The organism is Vasconcelosia minhoensis LEGE 07310 (genome assembly GCF_015207255.1).
GTDB classification, from domain to species: domain Bacteria; phylum Cyanobacteriota; class Cyanobacteriia; order Phormidesmidales; family Phormidesmidaceae; genus Vasconcelosia; species Vasconcelosia minhoensis.
Map to the genome: position 1 here is coordinate 1 of NZ_JADEXG010000018.1, position 22981 is coordinate 22981.

Genomic DNA, 22981 nt, shown 5'->3' on the forward strand with positions numbered 1-22981 from the left:
CCCCACCACCCACCACCCACAATCCCTCTACTCAAGTCTGGTCCGCTCTCCTACAACAGCTCCTCGATCGCCAATCCCTTTCAGTCGAACAGGCCGCTGCCCTCATGCAGGCTTGGCTAAGGACAGAAATAGCCCCCGAGCTCTCCGGTGCAATTCTGGGCGTCTTACAGGCTAAGGGCGTTTCGGCCAGTGAGCTGGTGGGAATGGTGCAGGTTTTGCGCTCGCACGCCAGTCCTAGCCAGCCTCGCCCTGACAAGGCTGCTCCTTTAATAGATACCTGCGGCACCGGCGGCGACGGAGCTTCCACCTTCAACATCTCGACGGCAGTGGCTTTTGTCGCGGCAGCAGCGGGTTTGCAAGTGGCCAAGCACGGCAACCGCTCGGCCTCTAGCCAAGCCGGGTCGGCAGACGTCCTAGAAGCTTTGGGGATTAACCTAACCGCCCATCCCGACCAAGTTGCTGAGGCAGTTGAAGCAGTCGGCATTACGTTCCTCTACGCCCCAGCCTGGCACCCCGCATTCAAAGCCGTCGCTCCCCTGCGCAAATCGCTGAAAATTCGCACCATCTTCAATCTGCTAGGGCCGTTACTCAACCCCATGCAGCCCACCGGTCAGGTAATCGGCGTCTACGATCCGACCCTAATTGAAACGATCGCGATTGCGCTCAGTCAGCTCGGCAGTCGTCGGGCAGTTGTGGTCCATGGTCGAGAAAATTTGGATGAAGCCGGGCTAGCCGACTTTAGCGAACTGGCTATTGTCACCAACTCACAAATTCGGATGATGGCGATTAGCCCACAAATGCTGGGGCTGGCGGCCGCGCCTACAGAGGCCCTGCGAGGCGGCGATGTGAAGACCAATGCCGACATTCTAAAAGCCGTGTTGCAGGGCAAAGGAACTCAGGCCCAGCAGCAGGTCGTCGCACTGAATACGGCTTTGGCGCTAATAGTCGGTGAAGCGCTGCCGGCTCGGCTAAGCGAAGTTGACGCCCTTAAGCAAGGCCTCGCGATCGCGCAAGAAATCCTCAATAGCGGCACCGCCTGGGCCAAGCTAGAGCAGCTGTCGCAGTTTCTACATTGAGCCAAGCTCAAACCGTCTTCACCCTTCCAGAACACTCCCCCACTCCTTTACCCCATCACTCCCCTACACAAAAAACCATGATCGTCATCCTCAAATCCGACACCCCCGCCATCGAGGTCACCCGCATTAGTCTCGACATCAGCCGTCAATGGGATGTCAAAGTCGAAAAAAGTATCGGCCAGAGAACCGTCATCCTCGGCATGATTGGCGATACTGCGGATGCCGATCCACGACGAATTCAGAACTCCAGCCCCTGGATTGAGCAAGTCCTGCGGGTGAGGAAACCCTTCAAGCGCGTCAGTCGAGAATTTCGCCATGGCGAAGCGAGTACCGTCTCGGTACCGACGCCTGAAGGGACGGTCCATTTTGGGGAAGCATACCCCGTCGTGATTGTCGCCGGTCCCTGCTCGGTAGAAAGCGAAGCAATGATTGTAGAAACCGCACAACGGGTCAAAGCGGCAGGTGCCCGATTTTTGCGCGGTGGGGCTTATAAGCCTCGCACCTCTCCCTATTCCTTTCAGGGCCATGGTGAGAGTGCCCTGGAGATGTTGGATGCGGCTCGCCGGGCAACTGGTCTGGGGATCATTACTGAAGTAATGGATACCGCCGATTTAGAAGGGGTGGCGGCAGTTGCCGATGTCCTCCAAATCGGAGCCCGTAACATGCAGAACTTTTCGCTTCTGAAAAAGGTAGGCGCTCAGAATAAACCAATACTCCTGAAGCGAGGCCCTGCCGCCACCATCGATGACTGGCTGATGGCAGCGGAATATATTTTGGCCGCCGGTAACCCAAACGTGATTCTTTGTGAACGTGGGCTCCGAACGTTCGATAGAAAGTACACTCGTAATATCTTAGATTTATCCGCAGTGCCGGTGCTGCGCTCGTTGACTCACCTGCCCATCATGGTTGACCCCAGCCACGGCACAGGTGAGTCTAAGTTCGTCCCGGTGATGGCCAAAGCCGCCCTCTGCGCTGGGGCCGACTCGCTGATGATCGAAGTTCACCCAGACCCGGCCAAGGCACTCTCAGACGGTCCCCAATGCCTAACGCCAGACGGCTTTGACACCCTGATGAAGACGCTGAACGCGTTAGCAGCGGCAGAAAATCGAGGTTTAGAGCCCGCGAGCGATGGCACTCACCTAATCTGCTCTTCCCGTTTACTCTTGACAGTTTCTCCTTCTCAGCTTGAGCGTTTGCTTACTTCCCCAACCTTTGCGCTGCTCTACGAAAAGCTCAGTCAGCAGCTGTCTACTGCGGCGGCTGACTGGCTAGAGCGGAGCCTGGCTCAGGTGGTATCCGGTCAGAGCAAACGGCACCTGTTGACTGCCTTCAGCGCTGCTTCGCGAAAAGTCGGAAAAGCAGATTTACAGGTGACCCCAGCGGATGCTCAGCGGGTCGACTCGCTGAGCCCCGGGTGGGTATTTCCCCACTGGAGCGTTGATCAAGCTGCTCGGACGCTTTTATTGCTAGGGATTCCCGCGGATCAGGAACAAACGGTACAGATGCTTTTCGACAATGCCGATGTCGGCGAGCTGATTGCCCTCTACCAAAGCCTGCCGCTTTTACCCAATTCGAAGAGCTACTGTGCTCAGGCCGTCAACGGCGTTCGCAGCTCGATGACGACGGTTTTTAACGCGATCGCGCTGCGCAATCCATACCCAGCAGACTACTTCGACCAGTCAGCCTGGAACCAAATGGTTCTCAAGGCGCTGTTTGAGGACAGTCCGCTGTTTCTAATTGAGGGGTTAGATCGCCGGGCAAATCCTGAACTGGCACGGATGCTGTCAGACTATGCCCATGAGCGGTGGGCTGCCAACCGACCGGTGAGCCCGGAGCTATGGCGGCCTGTCGGCCCCTTTGCGGAAGCGGACATCGTAGCGGATCTGGAGCGGGTGCTGAATCAGCCTGATCCAGTTCAGCAGCAGGCAGCGGCGCTAGCCTGTGCCCATTCGCCTGCGGCGCAAAGGCTATTGAATGACCGACCCGACCTCCGGCAGCGCGTTCAGTCTGGTCAGCTGACTTGGGAAAGTTTCGGGGAGAGTTTTGGAAACAGCGGCAAGGAGAAATTCAATGTTGAGTAACGATATGTGGGTGATTGACCCCCACATTCACATGAGCGCTCGCACGACCTATGACTATTTGGTAATGCGAGAGTTTGGGGTAGTGGCATTGATTGAGCCAGCCTTCTGGCTAGGTCAGCCGCGAACCAGCGCAGGTACGTTCAAGGACTATTTCAGCAGTTTGGTGGGCTGGGAGCGGTTTCGGGCCGGGCAGTTTGGCATTCGTCACTACTGCACGATCTCGCTGAATCCTAAAGAGGCGAATAATGCCGAGATCGCGGATGACGTCATCGATCTGCTGCCGCTCTATGCCTGCAAAGAAGGCGTGCTGGCCATTGGCGAAGTCGGCTACGACGACATGACTGAAGCGGAGGACAAGTACTTCCGGATTCAGCTAGAGCTAGCTAAAGAGCTGGACAAGCTGGTTTTAGTCCACACCCCCCATCGCAATAAAAAAGCAGGCACGACTCGCAGCATGGATGTTTGCCTAGAGCAAGGCATCGACCCGGCTCAAGTGATTATCGATCACGCCAACGAAGAAACAGTAGAAGAGATTTTAGATCGCGGCTTTTGGTGCGCTTTTTCAATCTATCCCAACACCAAAATGGGCAATGAGCGCATGGTTGAAATTGTCCGTCGATATGGGCACCAGCGCATTTTCATCGACAGCGCCGCTGACTGGGGCATGAGTGATCCCCTAGCGGTGCCCAAAACAGCTCAGCTGATGCTGGAGCACGGCATCCCAGAAGAGCAGGTTCGTGCCGTCTGCTACGGTAATGCCCTAGCGGCCTACGGTCAGAGTGGCGAATTCAAGGAAGAAGACTGGCTCAACCCAGCCCCGGTCGATCAGCGGCAGCTCTATAGCGGCAGCTCGGTCCTGCGTGGTCAGGTGCCTGCAGTCGAAGCCGTGACAGACTCTCTCGTGATTCAGTAGGGCGTCATTCAATGAGTACAGCTACCGCCGCTTCAAAAACTTGGATTCGGACTTCGGCCAGCATCCGCGCCTATTTACAGCTGATGCGGCCCGCCAATATCGTCACTGCCTGGGCTGACATCCTAGCGGGGTATAGTGCCACGGGACTGGTCATGTCCGAACAGACCTGGCCGCCTCTACTGTGGCTGCTGCTGGCGACGACGGGCCTCTATGCCGGTGGCGTCGTGTTTAACGACGTGTTTGATGCTGAGCTCGACGCGGTGGAGCGACCCGAACGGCCCATCCCTAGCGGTCAATCTTCCTTGAAAGGGGCAATCGGTCTAGGGATAGCGCTGTTGGGCTTAGGAATTGGGGCGGCGGCGCAGGTGTCGGAGCTGAGTTTGGGGTTGGCGATTGTAATCGCGATCGCGGCCCTGCTCTACGACCGATTCAGCAAGCATCATAGTCTGATCGGCCCAATTAATATGGGGCTTTGTCGCGGCTGCAATCTGCTGCTCGGAGTGAGCGCAGTTGCCGAACAGACCCAGATGCTATGGTTCCTAGCCCTGATTCCGCTGGCCTACATCGGCGCAATCACAGCTATCAGTCAGGGTGAAGTTGCTGGCGGACAGCAACGTACTGGCGTGATTGCGCTACTGCTTCTAAGTATGGTGACTGGTGCTCTGTTCGGGTTGAGCTTCTTGCCGTCGGTCCAAGGTTGGAATCTGTTGCCGTTCACGCTGCTGCTGATCGGGCTGGTTTTTCCACCGTTTCTGCAAGCTGCCGATACGCCGAATGCTGATATGATTCGAGCCGCGGTCAAGGCCGGAATTTTGGCGCTAATTGTTCTAGATGCGTCGCTGGCTGCTGGCTTTGCGGGCTGGCCCTACGGCTTAGTCGTCCTCAGCCTGTTGCCCGGCTCGAAAGGTATATCACGACTGTTCGCAATGACCTGAAACCCTCTTCTATAACGCCCATAACCCCTCACTTTAACACTCCCCACTTCAATACTCCCTACTCCCCCACTCCAAGCCCTCATGATTGCCCTATCCGATCGATCCCAACCCACCTCGCCGTTTGGCTTTGCGCCGATTCGACAGCAGTTTTTAGTCCCCTTTCGCTATGACGTGCACTTTACCGATGGTTTATTGCAGCCGGATAACCCGCTGCTAGCTCAGGTCGTGAGCGAGCAGCGCAGGCCCAGCCGAGTAATGGTGGTAGTTGACAGTGGGCTGCTCGCTCACAGCGAACCGCTCGAACAGATCGGGAGCTATGCCCGGCGCTATGCCGCCCAGATGACGCTGGTTGCCCCGCCGCTGGTCGTCCCGGCTGGAGAAGCGGCCAAAAACGATCCGACGCTGGTTGAACAGCTCTGCCAGGCGATAGATGCTGGCCGGTTGTGCCGTCATTCCTACGTGGTAGCTATCGGCGGCGGCGCCGTTTTGGACCTGGTGGGTTATGCTGCGGCAACGGCTCATCGCGGAATTCGGCTGATTCGGGTGCCGACGACGGTGCTGGCCCAAAACGACTCGGGCGTAGGCGTCAAAAATGGAATTAACGCCTTTGGTAAAAAGAACTTTCTAGGAACATTTGCGCCGCCGTTTGCCGTGCTCAATGACTTTTCATTTTTAACGACGCTGAGCGATCGCGACTGGCGGGCAGGCATTGCCGAAGCGGTAAAGGTCGCGCTAATCAAGGATGCTGACTTTTTTAATCAGATTGAGCAATCGGCTACGGCACTCGCCAGCCGCAATGTGATCGCCATGCAGCGGCTGGTCTACAGCTGTGCCCAGCTCCACCTAGACCATATCGCCTACCACGGTGACCCGTTCGAGCTGGGATCATCTCGCCCACTTGACTTTGGCCATTGGGCCGCCCACCGGCTAGAGCATTTAACCCAGTATCGCCTGCGTCACGGTGAGGCGGTAGCGATTGGCATCGCCCTCGATACGCTATATTCTCAGCTGATTGGGCGGTTATCCCGACAGGACTGTCAGCGGGTTTTGGCAACGTTACAAAAGCTCGGCTTTACTCTATTTGTGCCAGAACTGTCTCTCTATTTGGATCAGCCCGAGCATCCTCAGTCTCTGTTTAAAGGACTGCAAGAGTTTCAAGAGCATCTAGGAGGAGAGCTAACGATCATGCTACTAACAGCCATTGGTCAGGGGGTGGAGGTTCACGAGGTTGACCTTGATTACTATCGAGCCGCGATCTCGCTGCTGACAGCTCCGTCTCAGTCCTCTGTTTCAGACGGTCTGAGCGCGTATTCCCCATGAAAATCGATCCTGCGTCCTCCCACCATCTCACCTACTGCACCAACATTCATCCCGGTGAAACCTGGCCCGAGGTCTTCGAAAATTTGCAGACCTATGTCACCGCTCTGAAGCAGCGGCTCTGCCCAGATGAGGAGTTTGGCGTGGGCCTGCGGTTAGCTAATGCGGCCACTCACGAGCTGCTTCAGGGCAATGCTCTGGCGGAATTTCAGACCTGGCTAGACCGACAGGGGCTCTATGTTTTTACGCTAAACGGCTTTCCTTACGGCGGCTTTCACCATCAGGTTGTTAAAGACCGCGTGTATGCGCCCGACTGGACTGATCCAGATCGGCTCAGCTATACGCTGCGGCTAATCAAGATTCTGGCTATCCTGCTGCCCACTGATATAGAAGACGGTGGCATTTCGACTCTACCGCTGTCCTATAAGCCCTGGCGATCTGACAATCTAGACAGTGTGTTTGAGCAAAGCTGCTATCAGCTTGCCCAGGCTGTCGCAAAAATGGCCTACCTAGCGCAGGAAACAGGCAAAGTTCTACACCTAGATATAGAACCCGAACCCGATGGCTTACTCGAAAATGCAGCAGAAGTGATCGCGTTCTTTCATCAATGGCTGCTGCCAGTCGGAGGATCGCTGCTAGTCCGGCAGGGATTAACCCAGGCGCAGGCCGAAGCCTGGCTAAGAGAACATGTGCGGGTTTGCTACGATACCTGCCACTTTGCTGTGGAATATGAGGAACCGGAAACCGCGATCACGCAGCTTCAGTCAACCGGGATTCAAATTGGCAAACTCCAGCTCAGCTCGGCCTTGCGAGTCTCCCTGCCGCCCGATTCCAACCAGCGGCGATCGCTTCAGTCGCGGCTGCAGCCCTTTGCCGAGTCAACTTACCTGCATCAGGTAAGCGAGCGACATACCGATGGTACGTTGCACCATTTCCCTGACCTGATCACGGCGCTGCCTCAGCTTGAGCACACCTCGGCGCAAGAATGGCGTACCCACTTTCATGTGCCCATCTTCTTGCGAGACTACCGGACGCTCAACTCCACCCAAGATCACATCGAAGCAGCACTCCGACTCTTACCCGATCGGCTCCGCTGCCATCATCTTGAGATTGAAACCTACACCTGGGACGTGCTGCCTGCTGCAATGCAAATAGACCTACTGGCCTCTATTCAGCGGGAATACGAGTGGGTTTTGAAGTCGCTAGTGCCTGCTCTCACCCGCCCCCCTACCCAGTCGCGATCATGCAAAAAACCGTCGTTCTCAACGTCGTAGGACTCACCGACCGACTAATTGGCCCCCATACGCCCAATCTGGCCCGCTGGCGAGCCCAGGGGCAGCAGGCCGCGATCGCGCCGCAGCTGCCCGCCGTTACCTGTTCGACTCAGGCTACTTACCTGACTGGCAAACCCCCTAGAAAGCACGGCATTGTCGGCAACGGCTGGTACTTTCGCGATGACTGTGAAGTCAAGTTTTGGCGTCAGTCGAACCGGCTGGTGCAGGCCCCAAAGTTGTGGGAGGTGGCCAGAAGCCTAGACCCAGACTTCACCTGTGCCAACCTGTTCTGGTGGTACAATATGTACTCTTCGGTAGACTATGCGGTCACGCCTAGGCCGATGTATCCTGCCGATGGCCGAAAGCTACCGGATATTTACACCCAGCCTGCCGAGATGAGAGACTCGCTTCAGGCCGAACTGGGGCAGTTTCCTCTGTTCAAATTTTGGGGGCCGGCCACTGCTATCGACGCTAGCCAGTGGATTGCCGAATCAGCCCAGTGGATTGAGGCTCGCTACGCGCCAACACTGACGCTCATTTATCTGCCTCATCTGGACTACGGCCTGCAAAAAGTCGGCTGCCAGCCCGACCAAATCGCTCAAGACCTGCGCGACGTCGATGCCGTCTGCGGCGACCTAATCGATTACTACGAAGCTTGTGGGGCTCAGGTAGTCGTCTTATCCGAATACGGCATTACGCCAGTTTCCAAGCCGGTCCATCTGAACCGGCTGCTGAGAGAGCAGGGATTGCTAGCCGTGCGCGAAGAACTCGGCAGAGAACTGCTCGATGCCGGTGCTAGCCAGGCTTTTGCCGTAGCCGATCATCAGATTGCCCATGTATATATCAGTGAGGCGGAGCTGCTGCCAAAGGTACGATCGCTGCTTCAGTCTGTGGCCGGAGTGGCCGAGGTCCTGGATGCAGAAGGCAAGCGCCGCCATCAGCTCGATCATCCCCGCGCCGGTGACCTGGTCGTCATTGCCGAAGCCGATGCCTGGTTTACCTACTACTACTGGCTAGACGACAGTCGGGCGCCAGACTTTGGCCGCACGGTAGATATTCACCGCAAGCCGGGCTACGACCCGGCGGAGCTGTTTATCGATCCTGCCCTGAAACGGCCCATACTCAAGCTGGGATGGACGCTGCTGAAGCAGCAGCTCGGCTTTCGCTACCTGATGGATGTCATTCCCTTAGATGCCACCCTAGTTAGAGGTTCCCACGGCCACCTACCCAAAAGTTCCGCCGACTGGCCGCTGCTGATTACCCAGACCCCTGAACTGCTGCCCGCTGACAGGCTGGAAGCGACAGCCGTTTTTCAAGTGTTACTGAACCATCTTCAGCCCGCTTCTGTTAATCAGCCCAACGCCATTTCAGCCCGATAGCTCTTCGCCCTTTGTCATCTACGGACTTCAACAAGCTCATCCCAGCCTACGTTTAATTCTGACCTGGTTGAGATAGCATTAATGGCAATCACCGCTTCAGCACCCATTTCCCTGACGACACTAACGGGAACCGGATTGACAACGCCACCATCGACGAGATAGACATTCTCTCGATGCTGAAACGGCACAAAAACGCCCGGAATTGAAATACTAGCCCGAACCGCATCGACCATTGACCCTGTCTTAAAGACGACTTCCTGCTTGAGCAGAAAGTTGGTAGACACACACCGGAAGGGAATGTCTGCCTCTTCAATCTGCCTATCCGACAAATAGTCGGCGATGAATTCGCGAATCCGATCGCCATTGACCAACCCCGGGCTCGGGAAGGAAATATCTAACAGCGGCAGCAGCGCTTGCAAGCTAATGTCCTCAGCTAGGGCTTCCAACTGCTTCAAAGCACCGGTAACATAGACTGCACCGACCAAAGCGCCAATACTGGTCCCCGCCAGATAGTCGATCTGGATGTCTGCCTCTTCTAGCGCGCGAAGCACGCCGACATGAGCCCAACCGCGCGCGCCGCCGCCGCCAAGGGCTAGACCAACTGTTTTACTCAACAGATTAAACCCTCAGCTTCAGAAGCTTGATCATGCAGACTTTTCATAGGCGGCTGCGGGTTCGTAGAGGTATTCAAACCAGTTGCCGAAGGGGTCGCGACCGTAGAAGGAGGCAGTGCCGTCGCGGTGGTCGTGGATTTTGCTGACCTGGACGCCTTCGGACTGGAGGCGGTCGTAGGCGCGGTCGATGTCGGCGCGATCGCTAAATACAAAGCCAAAATGCGGTCCGGCCTGGTCATAGTCGGGGCTCATCAGCGCCAGCCCGTCCTGACCGGCCTTCAGGTAGGCCCAGTCATTGTCCTGCCAGACCAGCTTCATCCCTAGATTTTGATAAAACTGGGCTGCTTTGGCAACGTCTTCGACGCAGATGGCCACATGGCCGAGTCGCTTCATTTCCATAGAAAAAACTGGAGGGGTACCGCTTTCCTATTCTAGTACAGCAATTTCACGGGTCAGATTATCTGCCGCCTACGGTTTTCGCGAATTTGACCTGGGCCGGGCAGCCGCTAGGATAAAATTAGTTCAACTACGTGCGGAATTGCCCAAGGAGACCAGCCATGCAGCCCCAAAGTTCATACGACATGGATAAGCGCAAACTGCTTTCGGCAGTTTCCCACGGATCGATATTTTTAACGGCCACGGTGCTTTCGGTGGGGATACCGATTGCGGTTATGTTCGTTTCAGACGATCCGGTCGTCAAGAACAATGCCAAAGAGGCGATTAATTTTCATTTCAATATGTGGCTGTACGGCGTCATTTTTGGCCTTTTGACGCTGGTGTTGATTGGTTGGCCCTTGCTCGGCATTCTTTTCCTGGTGAGCATTGTGATGCCGATTTTAGCAATTCTATCCAGCCTGAACCGACCGGAGACCGTCTACCGCTATCCGTTTATTTTCCGGCTGCTGTAGCTCTGAGCTAGCCCGACGCTTCAATCGCCGCGATCGCGCCAAACACCATAAATAAAATGCCGCCCAAAGCCGTCAGCCGCCGTTCTGACATCCGACCGCAGAGCAGCCGACCGCAGGCTACCGCGATCGCGGCACAAATCGCATGGCCCAACGTAGCTCCGGCGATGACGCTGACGGGCGGATGAGCGGCGGCTAAGGTAATCGTGGCTAGCTGGGTGCGATCGCCCCACTCAGCCACGAAGGTCAGCGTAAACGCTTTGCTCAGCAGCGAGCCAATCGCAATCTGTGATGACGGCTGATACCCCACGGTTTCTGCGGCTGCCGTCGCTTCTCGCTTGAGCTGACCAGACTGACAGATGGCCTGATAGAGCAGTCTGAAACCAAAGCCGAAGAATAGTGCGACAGTCACCCATTCAACGTAGTGCCGCGGAAAGACTGTGGCAAACTGTCCTAGCAGCACCGACAGCACCGTCATCGCAAACAGGGCTGCCGTCACCCCGAGAAAGACCCAGCGACGAGAATGGCGCATGGCTAAAATTGCGCCAATGAAGAACGTTTTATCGCCCAGTTCTGAAACCGTAATCAGCAGCAGCCCTGCAGTAAAGCCAGTTAACATCCGAATGTGCCTCTCAGTAGACGAAGCGACTGAGAGAGCAACAAAAAAGACCCCACCCAGCCCACTTCTTAAATGGACTCAGTGAAGGTCTCGCCAACAGCCAGAATGACCCGTCTGCCGCTCGAACCAGGTTCATCACCAGCCTGTTGATTCGAGCGATGGGCTTAACAGCCCGCAGCTACTCCCCTTCAATTTATAAAATAATATCACCCATTTGCCCTTTAGCGGGACTTAAAGAACAGCGATGCCACTCCGCCAACGTAGAGAATTAAGATCAAAAAGCTTTCAAAGCCAATATTGCCGATGCCGTGCCGTTCGCGCTTGAGCAGGCCCAGCAGCAGAATGCCGGTCATTAGGCCGGTCAGCGCCATCAGGAAGACCTGACGATAGGTGATCGCTTCGTAGATGGAGCCGTCGCGGTAGGCAAGGTCAGAAAAGGCAATTAGCATCAGGTCAAAGCAGTTGCCGCCGATGATGCCGCCCACGGCCAGCGTTAGCGCCCCCTGCCGAACCGCTGCGACGGTGGTAACCAGCTCCGGTAGAGAGGTCGAAACGGCGGTGAGCAGCGTGCCGACGACCGACTCGGTGAGGCCCGTTTTAGCCGCGATGACGACGCCTGACTGGGCGATAAAGTAGCCTGCGATCGCGATCGTCACCGCATAGCCGAGAAACTTAAGCCACATTTTGCGCAGGCTTCTAGACTGAACCGCATCATCCGGTTTGTCTACTGCCGTCTCATTGGTTTGGCGGGGCTGCCACATGTTCTCCGTCTGGGACAGCGAGACCAGCCGCAGACCGGCGAAATAGGCCGCCATCAGCACTAGCGTCGCGGGGTGAACGCCCCAAAAGCTGAGCGGCGGACCCGCAAAGGCCAGGATCGGAATCGACAGCAGCGAGAGCAGCAACGTGCCCTGAACCAGATTGGCAATGGAGGCTGCGGCGTGCTCCAGGTTGGATTCTTTGTAAAATAGGTCTGCTACGGCAAGAAAGGCAGTCTGCGCGGCAATCCCGCCCACCGCATTGCTCACGGCGAGCTCTGCATGTCCACCCGCCGCCGCCGTCACCGAGGTGACAATACCCGAAAGCGAAGTCGTCCCGCCCAGAAAAACGGCTCCCATAATCGCTTCACCCAGACCGGTTTTATCCGCCAGCCGGTCGGCCACCTTGGACATGCGGGTCCCGACAAAGGCAACGACGACCGCCGACACAACGAAAATAAGGATATTGATGGCCAGCGAGTCAGGCATGGAAGCAAGCGCAATTTATGCTATCCCCAGACTAGGCAGGTTTTTCTGCGATCGAAACTTTCTATGGGCTGAAACGGCCAACTTTGTTTCACTTCGTCGAATTCAAAAATTGCCCTATGCTCTGGACCATCTATCTTTCATGGATCGCCCCTCGGTCAAAAAAAATGTTCTCTATGTCTTCCCAAGAGCGACGCAAAGGCGACACCAGGGGAACGTCTTTCTCGTCCACTATACTTTTGACGGAAGCTGAGTCAGACAATATCAGGACTGCGGGGCGGTAGGCATGGGCGAAGATCATTTGCCCCATCCGAGTGGCGGCCACCATTCACGGTCGCTTTTTGGCGCTGTACCCCAGCCAGGCCCCGACCGCCGCTGACATTCTCCACACGCCAGAGCAAACGCTTCGCCAGGCGGGGCTTTCGCGCTCTAAGGTGAGCTATGTAAGAGACCTGGCGGCTAAGGTGCAGAGTGGCCTGCCCACCCTGGAGCAGCTGGCCACCCAAGACGATGACGCCATTATCCAAATCCTGACCCAGGTGAAGGGAATTGGCCGCTGGTCGGCTCAGATGCTGCTGATTTTTCGGCTCCAGCGTCAGGACGTCTGGCCGACGGACGATCAGGGCATTCGCAACGCCCTCCAGCGTCTCTATCAGTTGGAGGAGCCCCCCAGCAAAGCCGAGACCGAAAGGTGCGGTCAGCCCTGGCAGCCCTACCGCTCGATTGCCGCCTGGTATCTGTGGCGCAGTCTGGCCATGGCGGATTGGGGTTAGGCAGCAAGCTATGATCGAGGGTGACGCATCTATTCTTAGCTATGTGTGGGCGATTCACCCAAACCCAGTCCGGCTCAGCGGTGGCCAAAGCCTTTCAGCTTTCGACCGTGCCCAGTCCGCAGCCGCGCTACAACATTGCGCCGACGCAGCCGGTCTCGGCCATCGTCGAGAATCCAGAGCAGGGGCGGCAGTACCGCGTCTTTCAGTGGGGGCTGATTCCCTCCTGGTCAAAAGACCCCAGCATTGGCTCCCGGTTAATTAACGCCAGAGCCGAGACCGTTGCTGAAAAGCCTTCCTTTCGAGCGGCCTTTAAGCGACGGCGGTGTCTGGTGGTGGCCGATGGCTTTTATGAATGGCAGCGGGTGATCGGGCAAAAGCAGAAGCAGCCGTTTTACATCCAGGTCGGCGAGGGTGACCTGTTTGGCTTTGCCGGTTTATGGGAGCAGTGGGAAAGCGGTGACGGCAGCTACATTGAGTCTTGCACAATCATCACCACCGAGCCCAACGAGCTGATGCAGCCGATCCACAACCGGATGCCGGTGATTCTGCACCCTGAGGACTACGACCTGTGGCTAGACCCACGCCTGGAAAAAGGCCATTCGCTCCAGCCTCTGCTTCGCCCCTACGAACCTGACCCGATGCAGGCCTATCCGGTCAGTTTGCAGGTCAACAATCCCCGGCACGAGGCGGCGGACTGTATTGAGCCGCTGGCCGCCTAGCGTTGACCCAGCTGTTTGACCAGCGCCAGCGACCTGAGCAGCTCCAGGTGCTTCCCTAGCGGCGCTAGGGTATTGGCAGCAATCATGCCGCTGGCGGCGACGGCAGGCAGCCCAATCCCCGGAAAGGTCGAGTCGCCACAGCAGAGCAGCCCGTCAATGGGGGTTTTGGGGCCGGGGAAGAGCCCCTGACCGGCGCGGATGGCCGGACCGTAGGAGCCCCGATGCCGCCGCAGATAGCGCTCGTGGGTGAGGGGCGTGCCGACTAGGATGACCTCGGCGCGATCGCGCACGTCTGGAATAATCCGCTCCAGCGCCTGCCACATTGCCTCGGCCCGGGCCTGCTTCTGCTCGGCATAGGCGGCACTGCGGCGGTCGAGGCCCTGCCACAGATCGTAGGGCTCATTCCCCGGCGTGTACACATGCAGCGTCTGCTTGCCCACCGGGGCGAGGGACGGGTCGAGCTGCGACGGCATCGACACCAGCACCAGATTCTGCGGCGCGGTGATGCCTTCCGCCCAGTCATTCACCACAATATGGTGACAGGCCAGGTCGGCCGGCAGTCCCGTCCCGTCAATGCCCAAATGCAGATGCATAAAGCTCTCACACTCGGGCGTCGCCTGCCGCTGCTGAACAAACCTGGCCGGAAGCGCCGCCTTCGGCAGCAGCGGCAGCATATCCCAAACCGATGTATTCGCCACTACCGCCCGCCGCGCCCGAATTTCTTCGCCCTGCCGCAGCCGCACCCCCACCGCCCGACCGTGCTCGACTAAGACTTGTTCTACGTGAGCCCCCAGCCGCAGCTGCCCGCCCCGCTTTTCCAACCCCCGCACCAGCGCTGCCACCAGGGCCGCACTGCCGCCCATCGGATAGTCGAGCTGCACCCCAGGCCGATACCAGTCCGCAAACATAAAGGCCACCGCCGCCGCGCTGGTGCCGTCCGCCGGGAGGCCAGACAGCAGAAAGCAGAGCATATCCAGCCAGTTGCGAATAAAGCGATCGCGCACCACCCCATCCATAATCTGGCTAAAGGGGCCGGTCAGCCGCACCACCCGACCGGCCTGCTTGAGCAGCGCTGGAGCAAAAGGAAAGAGCGATCGAGCCGCCCCCCAGTCAAACCGCACTGCCGCCGTCGGCAACGCCACTGCCGCTTCTGCTAAGGGCCGCATCACCTCTTGTAGCTGCCGCCATTCCGCCACCGCCGCTGGTCCCCGCAGCTTCGCCAGCACCTGACAAAACTGATCCGCCCCCACCGAGGTGTCAAAGTCACCCTCCGGCAGCCGACAGCCCCAGGTGTCATAGTTGGCCCATTCCACGTCTTCCCCAATCGCATCGAGCACCTGCCGCAGCGGATTCGGCGAAGGGCTATAGGACAGCCCCGAATAGAGCGAAGGCCCCGAGTCAAACCGAAAGCCGCCGCGCTCAAACCCATGGGCTGCCCCACCCGGCAAAGTATGACTTTCACAAACCGTCACCGCAAACCCATAGCGAGCCAGCAGCGCCCCACAGCACAGCCCCCCAATCCCGCTGCCAATGACCACAACATCAGGCTCACTCATCCCAACTTATCCATCCACCCCTAACCCATCGCCTCGTCTACCTACATGGGCAGGGTAACCCTGCCCCTACCCATCCATCCCAGGCAGGGAAACCCTGCCCCTACCTCTCTTATCTACCGCTTATCTTGGCCAAACAACACCTTCTTCGCCTCATTGGACATCGTGTTGTTAGAATTCACTTCCTGGGCTTTGGCATAGGCCCGCTGCACCGCTGGACGGGCCTGAATCGCCTCAAACCAGCGCTTCAGGTTGGGGAAATCATCCAGGTTCTGGCCCTGGGCTTCGTAAGGCACAATCCAGGGATAGCAGGCGATGTCGGCGATGGAGTAGTCTCCCGCGGCATATTCGCGGTCGGCCAGGCGCTTGTCTAAAACGCCGTAGAGCCGCGAGGTTTCCTTCACATAGCGCTCGATCGCGTAGGGAATCTTCTCCGGGGCATACTTGGAGAAATGGTGGTTTTGGCCCAGCATGGGGCCGAGCCCGCCCATCTGCCAGTAGAGCCACTGGAGCGCTTCGTAGCGATCGCGAATCTCCAACGGCAGCAGCTTACCCGTCTTCTCAGCCAGGTATTCCAGAATCGCGCCGGACTCAAATACGCTGATCGGCTCGCCGCCGTCAACCGGCTCGTTATCAGCGATGGCGGGAATGCGGTTATTCGGTGAAATTTTCAGGAATTCCGGCTGAAACTGGTCGCCTTCGCCAATGTTAATCGGGTGAATGGTGTAAGGAATCTCAGCTTCTTCGAGAAAAATGGTGATCTTATGGCCGTTGGGCGTCGTCCAATAGTAGAGGTCAATCATGGCAGCCAAACCGCTAAATTTCACGCTTACCTTAGCATTTATACCTAGAAGCTTGCCTGAGTTCTCCCCGGCCAGAGTTGAATCCAGAACCTGGCCTAGATACCCATCCAGATGGCCAGATACAAATTTCCGTAGTTCCCAGCTTGTGTAGGTTTGCAGCGGGTGGCTAAGACAGAGACAGGCCAAGTTACGCATGGGGCAGAGTATGGTATCTCAATCCAGTAGGTTAGCGGTTCTGATTGACGCCGATAATGCATCGCCCAGCATTACTCAAGCTTTGATGGCCACCGTTGCCCAATACGGCGTCCTTCAGGTCAAGCGGATCTAAGGCGACTGGACTCGGCCCCATCTGAGCGGCTGGCGAGAGCAGCTGGCGAAATATGCGATTCAGCCGATTCAGCAGTTCAGCTATGCCTCAGGCAAAAACGCGACCGATAGCGCTCTGATTATCGACGCGATGGACCTGCTCTATACCCGCAATTTAGACGGCTTTTGCCTGGTCTCCAGCGATAGCGACTTTACCCGCCTCGCCTATCGCATTCGCGAGGCCGGGCTGAACGTCTACGGATTTGGCAAGGCCCAAACGCCCGCAGCCTTTGTCAGCGCCTGCGACCGGTTTGTCTACACCGAGTCTTTTCAGAACCAAGGCAGCCAGACCCAGAAGGCAAAAACCGCTCAGGTCCAAAGCAGCCGAGCCCAGAAGGCCAAAGCCACTGCCGAGCCGAAACCAGCTTCGCTTACCCCGCAGGCGACAAAACTCCTGCGCACGGCCTATATGGCAGCACCTAAGCAAGACGGCTGGGTTCACTTGGGCGCTTTGGGATTACAGTTGAGCAAGCTTTCTCCTAAGATTGATCTTAAGCAGCACGGATGCGCCAAGCTTAGCCAGCTAGTAACTTCGACCAGCCTCTTTGAAATCAAGCAGACTCAAAGTGCTTACTACATCATGCTCAGAATCGCTGCCTGATAGATTCTTCTCAATGGATCAACCCTGTCACACGGAAAATTCTCTATTGTTGTGTAAACTTCATTCGTTTCCAGGCTAGCGGCCTAAGATGGGTAAACGTTATTGACGGAACGTCATGCTTTGTGAAAACTGCGATCGCGTCCAGATTTGCCTCATGCAAAAGCTGGCCCGACGCGACCCCAAGATTAGGCAAATGCTAGCGCAGCTCAAGCACTGTGAAATGAGGCAGATCTTCAGACAGGTGTAGGTTAGCTTTGGGCTATGATGGATGAATGGCAAGCATCCAGACGATTTTAGACCGGGCTCTAGCAGGCGAAGAACTGACGACCGAGGAAGGCGTTCTGCTATTGCAGCCGCAGCCTCCCAGCGTGGTAGAGCGCATTCGCGCTACGGCAGACGCGCTGCGGCAGCGGCAGGTGGGCGAAGTCGTCACCTACGTCGTTAATCGCAATATCAACTATACGAATATCTGCGAGCAGCACTGTAGCTTCTGCGCCTTTCGCCGCGATGCCGACCAGGCGGGGGCCTACTGGACGGACTGGGACGGTATTTTAGCCAAGGCAACCGACGCCGCTGAGCGCGGTGCGACCGAAATCTGTATGCAGGGCGGCCTCAATCCGGCTGCCAAGGTCAACGGCTCTTCGCTGGCCTACTACTGCAAGCTGTTAGAGACTATCCGCAACGAATTTCCGCAGCTGCACCTGCACGCCTTCTCTCCCCAGGAGGTGCAGTTTATCGCCAGGGAAGACGGGCTTACCTTTCGCGCCGTCCTAAAAACGCTCAAGTCGGCAGGCGTCGGCTCTCTGCCCGGTACCGCCGCCGAAGTGCTAGACGACGGCGTGCGGCGGGTGCTCTGCCCGGAAAAGATTGACTCAGCGACCTGGCTGGAGATTATTGAGCTAGCCCATGAGGTTGGCCTGCCGACCACCAGCACCTTGCTGTCAGGCCATATCGAAACGCCCCGGCAGCAGATTCAGCATTTGGAACAGCTGAGGCATTTGCAGCAGCGTTCTCTTTCGGCTCATCCCGTCGCCATCACCGAATTCATCCTGCTTCCCTTTGTCGGACAGGAGGCCCCCAAACCTCTGCGCCGCCGCGTTGGTCGCGATCAGCCGGTGCTCTCAGACGCCCTCCGCCTTACCGCCGTCGCCCGCATTTTTCTCGGCGAATGGATTCCCCACCATCAGCCCAGCTGGGTGAAGCTGGGGCTAGCAGGCGCGACCGAAGCCCTGCGCTGGGGCTGCGACGATATTGGCGGCACCCTGATGGAGGAGCACATTACCACCATGGCCGGGGCTCAGGGCGGCACCTGCATGAGCGTCGAGGAGCTGCAGGGCGCAATTGAGTCTATCGGCCGGCCCCACCAGCAGCGAACGACGCTGTATGAGCCTGCTGAAGTCTGTGGTCATAGGGAAGATGCGCTGTTGGCATAGTTGCCTATCAGTTTGTACAATGTCTGCTATTGAGGGCTGCTCATAGCAATATGGTTATGACACTATCTGAAATTCAAGAGCGGGCTTTAAAGCTTTCTGTTAAGGAGCGTCGGCAGCTGATCATCACATTGACGCGCTCGGTTCAACCTCTGAAGCGGTCAGTAGATAAGCCGGAAGGGCTGGCAGCTAGCTTAATTGGTATTGCTAAGACCAGTGAACCTTCCCCTACGGATGAAGAAGTAAAAGCTATTCTGGACGAGCGATTAGTTCGAAAATATTTGTAATGCAGGTTTTCTTCGATACTAACGTCTTGCTAGATGCTTTGTTAGTAAGGGAACCTTTTGTTGCAGATGCTGCTTATCTGCTAGAAGCCGTTGAAATGGGGAAGCTCTCAGGATTCATGTCGGCAACAACAGTTACAGATGTACACTATTTGGTCAGTCGGCAAACTAAGAGTCTTGAGACGGCGATTATTATAGCTGTGACCCGGTTGCTAGCCTTATTTGAAATTTGTCCAGTAGACCGAGAAGTTCTAGAGCAGGCGATCGTATTAAAGCTCCCTGATTTTGAAGATGCAGTTCAGGTAGCTTGTGCGGTTTCATTAGGGTTAGAGGCTATTACAAGCCGTGACATAGAAGGCTTTGCCGGGTCACCAATTCCTGTTTTTCTACCTGGCGATTTAAGAATCCAGCTGACACAGCCGCAACCCTAATGTAGGCTACAGACTATTATTAACACAAACGAGAAATGTAATGATTATGACTAATACAGCGCTCCAGCTTTGATAGCGCCTCGTGGCTAAACATTGGGAATGCTTAAGCTGACAAACGCTAGAGCGCAACCTGTGGACGTTCAAAATAGAGGAGATGCCGCTACTACATTTGTAAGGATAATCGTATCCTTGAAGTTCTAAGGCAAGCAGTCTAAATACGCTTCCGTATCCCAGTTGCTAACAGTCGCTAAGAATCTTTCCCATTCGTCGCGCTTGTACTGGTGATAGATATTGTACATCTCGCCTGGCATCGCCGACTGAATCACCTGGTCTGTGGCCAGCCGCTCCAGAGCTTCGCCGAGGGACATCGGCAGCTTCTGAACCGCTTTGCCCTGGCCCATAGCGGCATAGATATTTCGCTGCTCCGGCTCGCCGGGGTCGAGCTCACGCTGGAGGCCGTCGTCAAAGGCTTTGAGCAGAGCCGCCGCCATCAGGTAGGGGTTGACCATGGAATCGACGGCGCGGTATTCAAACCGGCCCGGGGCGGAGACGCGCAGGCCGCAGGTGCGGTTTTGGTAGCCCCAGTCGGCGTAGACGGGAGCCCACAGGCCCGTATCCCAGAGTCGGCGGTAGGAGTTGACCGTGGAGCAGCCGATGGCGGTGAGTGCGCCCAGGTGCTCGATGACGCCGCCGATGCAGTGCAGGCCGACCGGGCCAGGAATGCGGCGGGATTTGCCCGGGACCGGGAGGAACGTATTCTCACCGCCTTTGCGGTAGGTGAAGTTCTCCGCTAAGCCGGGAAGGTTCTCTAGACCGAGGGGATTCACTGTGTCCTCGCCGTCCCGCCAGAGCGAGAGATTGTGATGACAGCCCGAGGCCGAAACGCCCATAAACGGCTTTGACATAAAGCAGGCAATCAGGTTGAATTCGCGGGCGACCTGGGCGCAGATTTGGCGGTAGGTGGTAAGGCGATCGCAGGTTCTCAGCGCATCGTCAAAGGTAAAATTTAGCTCCAGCTGGCCCGGCGCGTCCTCGTGGTCGCCCTGGATCATGTCGAGCCCCATGGCCCGGCTGTACTCAGTGACCCGCAGGAAAACATCGCGCAGCTCCTCAAACTGGTCGATGTGGTAGCAGTTAGGCTTGGTGACACCGCCGTTGGGCTTGCCGTCCGGCCCTTTCTTCAGCCACATCATCTCGGGTTCGCAGCCGTGGCGCAAGTGCAGCCCGTGGGTTTCCTGAAATTCGGCATGAATCCGCTTCAGGTTGCCGCGACAGTCCGCAGTGAGAAATGCGCCAGCGTCCGCTTCTTCTTCACGATTGCGGAAGCAGACGCAGTAGACCCGGGCCACGCGCGGGTCCCAGGGCAGCTGACAAAAGGTTTCCGGGTCGGGGATAGCGACCAGCTCAGCCGCTTCCGGGCCATAGCCGATGTAGCTGCGGTGCCGGTCTAGCGCCAGATTGGCCGTCGCCCCATAGACCAGCTGAAAACCCTTTTCTGCCGTCGTTTCCCAATAGTCAGCTGGGACGCCCTTGCCGACAATCCGACCCGTGACAGAAACGAACTGGTAGTAGACATACTGAATCCCCAGGTCGTCAATCTTGGCCCGCACCTGCTTCACCAGCTCGTCGCGACCCTCGGCTCTGACGTAGGCTTCGAGGTCGGTCTGCTGATCGGTTTTGGTTAAAACGCCGGTCATGGTAGGGGCCTCCCGCAGCGAAGATGAGGAACATGAGCCAGCCGCCAAGCTGGTCTGCATGTCGTCTAGTAAAGCCAACCTGTTATAACAGGTTTGTATTCAAAGCTACGATTTGGGAAGGCTGCACATGTATGGCAGAATGCAGTGCCGACTCTACCAACGCTTGCTGACTTTAAAAAATAGGCTGTTACTCATTTCAAGGGTGTGAGTGCAGGGGATTTAAAGAAGTAATCAGTTGAGTTGTCCGACCCGACCTTGCAGGGAGATTGCACCGGTTCTCACTTCGATAAACCTAACTATTTAGTACGAGGTCAGTTGTTAGGAACGCCTAGCATTACATAATGGCGTTTGCCTGCAATTGACTATCGAGGGCAATGGGTTGATATTCTCGTCCAGAAAATGGGCGAAAGTCCTGAGGCCATTCAGCAGTCATATTACACAGTAAACGAAACTGGAGCGGAGTCGGTGCGGGGTTGACTCGCTCAGCATGCACATGGATTAACTTGGGATTCTCTCGTAGGAGGTCCAGAGCATCTGCCGCTAAGTACCGTGGACAATAACCTAAAATGTGGTGATCCAAAGTGCATAACGTTAAAGCCCGAGAGTCGTATGGATTTTGAAATTCGTTTGCCAAATACAACTGTTCGTTGGGCTGTAGTTCACCAATTCGATTAACTGAGCATTCTGGCAGGTGCCGCAAGCCATGAGAAAAAAAGTGGATATGGTAAAATCCATGAGCATCTGGCTCAGGGCACGGAAACATTTCAAATGTGTCCGTTGCCTTGCGACCACCATTACGAGACAAAATTGCAATTGGATCATCTTGATGTTGAGGGATATTCATCCACTCAACGTAGGCTTCATAGTCTGGACGAGAAGGACGCATCAAGCGGTTGGCAAAGAGAGGAAATAGCTCAACCGACGTATATTCCTTAGTTAGCTCTGGAAAGGAGTGTAAAGGCTGAAATCCATGCTCTTGCTGAGCATCTTGAGCGCCATTAATGTAAACAAATTTGTACTGCCCACCATCAAATGTCAGCCGACCAATCGGAAACCAGGAACGGCTCTTGGGTTCTTGCCAAGCTAAAAACAATGTATGAGTCATAATTTACCACTGCAATCTAGCAGTCTCTGTTGATTAATTTCCAATATCCTTCGCGCAAACTTGCTCGCAGTTGGGGATATCCGCTCATTTGGGAGCCGGTTAAATAGGTCTACCGTATTCGTGGCTGACACCATTGCCAGACGTTCCAACCAAATACGGGCTGCTTCAGGCCTAAATTGCGCTGCTGTATAGTTTTGCTGCTCGACGCGGATGAAAGCCCAGTTTTCGTGATGTCGATCAGTGTTCCCAATCCAAGCATCTAGCAGTATGTAGCCAATAAAGACATCTGCAGCAGTACAAATGCCCTCTGGTGGTACCCAGCCGCTGGGTAAATTCACGGTTGGCTTCTCAATTACTTGAAAAACCTTGCTGATAGTGTGCTGAGATGGATTACTTGATCCGCTTGGATAATCGGACATCAGCTGTGCAAGCACCTCATTGCCAGGGATAAGACTCCCAGCTTTAGGTAGGAAACAGGGTGAAATTGTGCCGCGCGAATTTTCAAACGTGGCTAGCTCATAATCTGCATGGGGCAGCCCCAATAACTCGCATAGCTCGGCTGCTATTTTCTCTGACCAATCTTCGCCAGTCCCTGGACGGCTTTTCTTGTAAAGGCAAAGCTCACGGTTCAGATCATGGAACCAGAACTTCTCCTTGGTGCCCATCTCTTCCGTTTCTTCTGGAGCCTTACTGGGAACTTCAACGATAAAGAATTCTTGTGACACAAGCGAAGTACCAAGTCTCTAGGGTACATCCCACTTTTGCAGCCCTCACCCTAAATCCCTCTCCCAGAGCGGGAGAGGGACTTTGAATCCGGCTCCCCTTCTCCCTTTTTGGGAGAAGGGGCTGGGGGATGAGGGCA

General features: G+C 56.2%; 23 protein-coding genes and 2 pseudogenes. 16 read left to right on the top strand and 9 right to left on the bottom strand.

Annotated elements, in window-relative coordinates:
• From trpD to IQ241_RS09500, 8 genes and pseudogenes are all read left to right on the top strand, one after another.
• A partial coding sequence (trpD, locus tag IQ241_RS09470) for an anthranilate phosphoribosyltransferase (protein ID WP_193906379.1) occupies positions 1-1076 on the top strand: 1076 nt, incomplete at its 5' end.
• Between the two features lie 77 nt (positions 1077-1153).
• Positions 1154-2200 (top strand): annotated as a pseudogene (gene aroF / locus IQ241_RS26465) (3-deoxy-7-phosphoheptulonate synthase); the annotation flags it as partial.
• Between the two features lie 246 nt (positions 2201-2446).
• Positions 2447-3157, top strand: coding sequence for an EboA domain-containing protein (locus IQ241_RS26470; RefSeq protein ID WP_390622439.1), 711 nt, complete (start codon positions 2447-2449; stop codon positions 3155-3157).
• Positions 3147-4070, top strand: coding sequence for a TatD family hydrolase (locus IQ241_RS09480; protein WP_193906383.1), 924 nt, complete (start codon positions 3147-3149; stop codon positions 4068-4070). Before IQ241_RS26470 ends, IQ241_RS09480 begins: the two co-directional genes overlap by 11 nt.
• A gap of 11 nt (positions 4071-4081) precedes the next feature.
• Positions 4082-5005: a UbiA-like protein EboC gene (eboC, locus tag IQ241_RS09485; RefSeq protein ID WP_193906385.1), complete on the top strand. Its 924-nt coding sequence runs from the start codon at positions 4082-4084 to the stop codon at positions 5003-5005.
• Positions 5006-5086: 81 nt separating this feature from the next.
• Positions 5087-6325: a 3-dehydroquinate synthase gene (locus IQ241_RS09490; RefSeq protein ID WP_193906387.1), complete on the top strand. Its 1239-nt coding sequence runs from the start codon at positions 5087-5089 to the stop codon at positions 6323-6325.
• The gene (eboE, locus tag IQ241_RS09495) at positions 6322-7596 is read left to right on the top strand and encodes a metabolite traffic protein EboE (protein WP_193906389.1); all 1275 of its coding nucleotides are present in this window, start codon (positions 6322-6324) and stop codon (positions 7594-7596) included. The genes IQ241_RS09490 and eboE overlap by 4 nt, the downstream gene beginning before the upstream one ends.
• The gene (locus IQ241_RS09500) at positions 7566-8975 is read left to right on the top strand and encodes an alkaline phosphatase family protein (protein ID WP_193906391.1); all 1410 of its coding nucleotides are present in this window, start codon (positions 7566-7568) and stop codon (positions 8973-8975) included. The genes eboE and IQ241_RS09500 overlap by 31 nt, the downstream gene beginning before the upstream one ends.
• 14 nt (positions 8976-8989) lie before the next feature.
• Here the strand turns inward: IQ241_RS09500 and IQ241_RS09505 are convergent, their stop codons facing one another.
• Both IQ241_RS09505 and IQ241_RS09510 read right to left on the bottom strand, forming a co-directional pair.
• On the bottom strand, positions 8990-9589 hold the full coding sequence (locus IQ241_RS09505) for a patatin-like phospholipase family protein (RefSeq protein WP_193906393.1): 600 nt from the start codon (positions 9587-9589) through the stop codon (positions 8990-8992).
• 30 nt (positions 9590-9619) lie between these two features.
• The gene (locus IQ241_RS09510) at positions 9620-9988 is read right to left on the bottom strand and encodes a VOC family protein (protein ID WP_193906395.1); all 369 of its coding nucleotides are present in this window, start codon (positions 9986-9988) and stop codon (positions 9620-9622) included.
• Positions 9989-10146: 158 nt separating this feature from the next.
• Between IQ241_RS09510 and IQ241_RS09515 the strand changes: the two genes are divergently transcribed.
• Complete coding sequence (locus tag IQ241_RS09515) at positions 10147-10497, top strand: DUF4870 domain-containing protein (RefSeq protein ID WP_193906397.1); 351 nt, start codon at positions 10147-10149, stop codon at positions 10495-10497.
• A gap of 7 nt (positions 10498-10504) precedes the next feature.
• Here IQ241_RS09515 and IQ241_RS09520 read toward each other — a convergent pair whose 3' ends face one another.
• A complete protein-coding gene (locus IQ241_RS09520; protein ID WP_193906399.1) occupies positions 10505-11113 on the bottom strand; it encodes a TMEM165/GDT1 family protein in 609 nt (202 codons plus the stop codon).
• Between the two features lie 221 nt (positions 11114-11334).
• The gene (locus IQ241_RS09525; protein ID WP_193906401.1) at positions 11335-12360 is read right to left on the bottom strand and encodes a sodium:calcium antiporter; all 1026 of its coding nucleotides are present in this window, start codon (positions 12358-12360) and stop codon (positions 11335-11337) included.
• A 311-nt stretch (positions 12361-12671) separates the two neighbouring features.
• Here IQ241_RS09525 and IQ241_RS09530 point away from each other — a divergent pair, with 311 nt between their 5' ends.
• Together IQ241_RS09530 and IQ241_RS09535 are read left to right on the top strand one after the other, a co-directional pair.
• A complete protein-coding gene (locus IQ241_RS09530; protein ID WP_193906403.1) occupies positions 12672-13130 on the top strand; it encodes a DNA-3-methyladenine glycosylase family protein in 459 nt (152 codons plus the stop codon).
• Between the two features lie 41 nt (positions 13131-13171).
• Positions 13172-13849 carry an SOS response-associated peptidase gene (locus tag IQ241_RS09535; RefSeq protein WP_193906405.1) on the top strand — a complete coding sequence of 226 codons (678 nt, stop codon included), beginning with the start codon at positions 13172-13174 and terminating at the stop codon, positions 13847-13849.
• Here IQ241_RS09535 and IQ241_RS09540 read toward each other — a convergent pair.
• Complete coding sequence (locus IQ241_RS09540; protein ID WP_193906407.1) at positions 13846-15405, bottom strand: phytoene desaturase family protein; 1560 nt, start codon at positions 15403-15405, stop codon at positions 13846-13848. The two genes, IQ241_RS09535 and IQ241_RS09540, sit on opposite strands and share 4 nt — an antisense overlap.
• A 113-nt stretch (positions 15406-15518) precedes the next feature.
• Positions 15519-16205 (bottom strand): glutathione binding-like protein, encoded by a 687-nt coding sequence (locus IQ241_RS09545; RefSeq protein WP_193906409.1) that lies wholly within the window; start codon positions 16203-16205, stop codon positions 15519-15521.
• Between the two features lie 205 nt (positions 16206-16410).
• On the opposite strand from IQ241_RS09545, the gene IQ241_RS25960 reads away from it, so the two are divergent.
• The 5 genes and pseudogenes from IQ241_RS25960 (at position 16411) to IQ241_RS09565 (ending at position 19317) form a co-directional block, all read left to right on the top strand.
• Positions 16411-16533, top strand: a complete 123-nt coding sequence (locus IQ241_RS25960) for a hypothetical protein (protein ID WP_265579884.1) — start codon at positions 16411-16413, stop codon at positions 16531-16533.
• A gap of 12 nt (positions 16534-16545) precedes the next feature.
• Positions 16546-17172: pseudogene (locus IQ241_RS09550) on the top strand (NYN domain-containing protein); the annotation flags it as partial.
• Positions 17173-17444: 272 nt separating this feature from the next.
• On the top strand, positions 17445-18605 hold the full coding sequence (gene cofH / locus IQ241_RS09555) for a 7,8-didemethyl-8-hydroxy-5-deazariboflavin synthase subunit CofH (protein ID WP_193906411.1): 1161 nt from the start codon (positions 17445-17447) through the stop codon (positions 18603-18605).
• 56 nt (positions 18606-18661) lie between these two features.
• Positions 18662-18889, top strand: a complete 228-nt coding sequence (locus tag IQ241_RS09560; RefSeq protein ID WP_193906413.1) for a hypothetical protein — start codon at positions 18662-18664, stop codon at positions 18887-18889.
• Positions 18889-19317 carry a type II toxin-antitoxin system VapC family toxin gene (locus IQ241_RS09565; RefSeq protein WP_193906415.1) on the top strand — a complete coding sequence of 143 codons (429 nt, stop codon included), beginning with the start codon at positions 18889-18891 and terminating at the stop codon, positions 19315-19317. Before IQ241_RS09560 ends, IQ241_RS09565 begins: the two co-directional genes overlap by 1 nt.
• 197 nt (positions 19318-19514) lie before the next feature.
• On the opposite strand, the gene IQ241_RS09570 is transcribed toward IQ241_RS09565, so the two are convergent.
• From IQ241_RS09570 to IQ241_RS09580, 3 genes are all read right to left on the bottom strand, one after another.
• Complete coding sequence (locus IQ241_RS09570; RefSeq protein WP_193906417.1) at positions 19515-21014, bottom strand: glutamine synthetase family protein; 1500 nt, start codon at positions 21012-21014, stop codon at positions 19515-19517.
• 334 nt (positions 21015-21348) lie between these two features.
• Positions 21349-22119 (bottom strand): HIRAN domain-containing protein, encoded by a 771-nt coding sequence (locus IQ241_RS09575; RefSeq protein ID WP_193906419.1) that lies wholly within the window; start codon positions 22117-22119, stop codon positions 21349-21351.
• Positions 22116-22844 carry a HipA domain-containing protein gene (locus IQ241_RS09580; protein ID WP_193906421.1) on the bottom strand — a complete coding sequence of 243 codons (729 nt, stop codon included), beginning with the start codon at positions 22842-22844 and terminating at the stop codon, positions 22116-22118. The genes IQ241_RS09575 and IQ241_RS09580 overlap by 4 nt, the downstream gene beginning before the upstream one ends.
• Positions 22845-22981 lie beyond the last annotated feature (137 nt).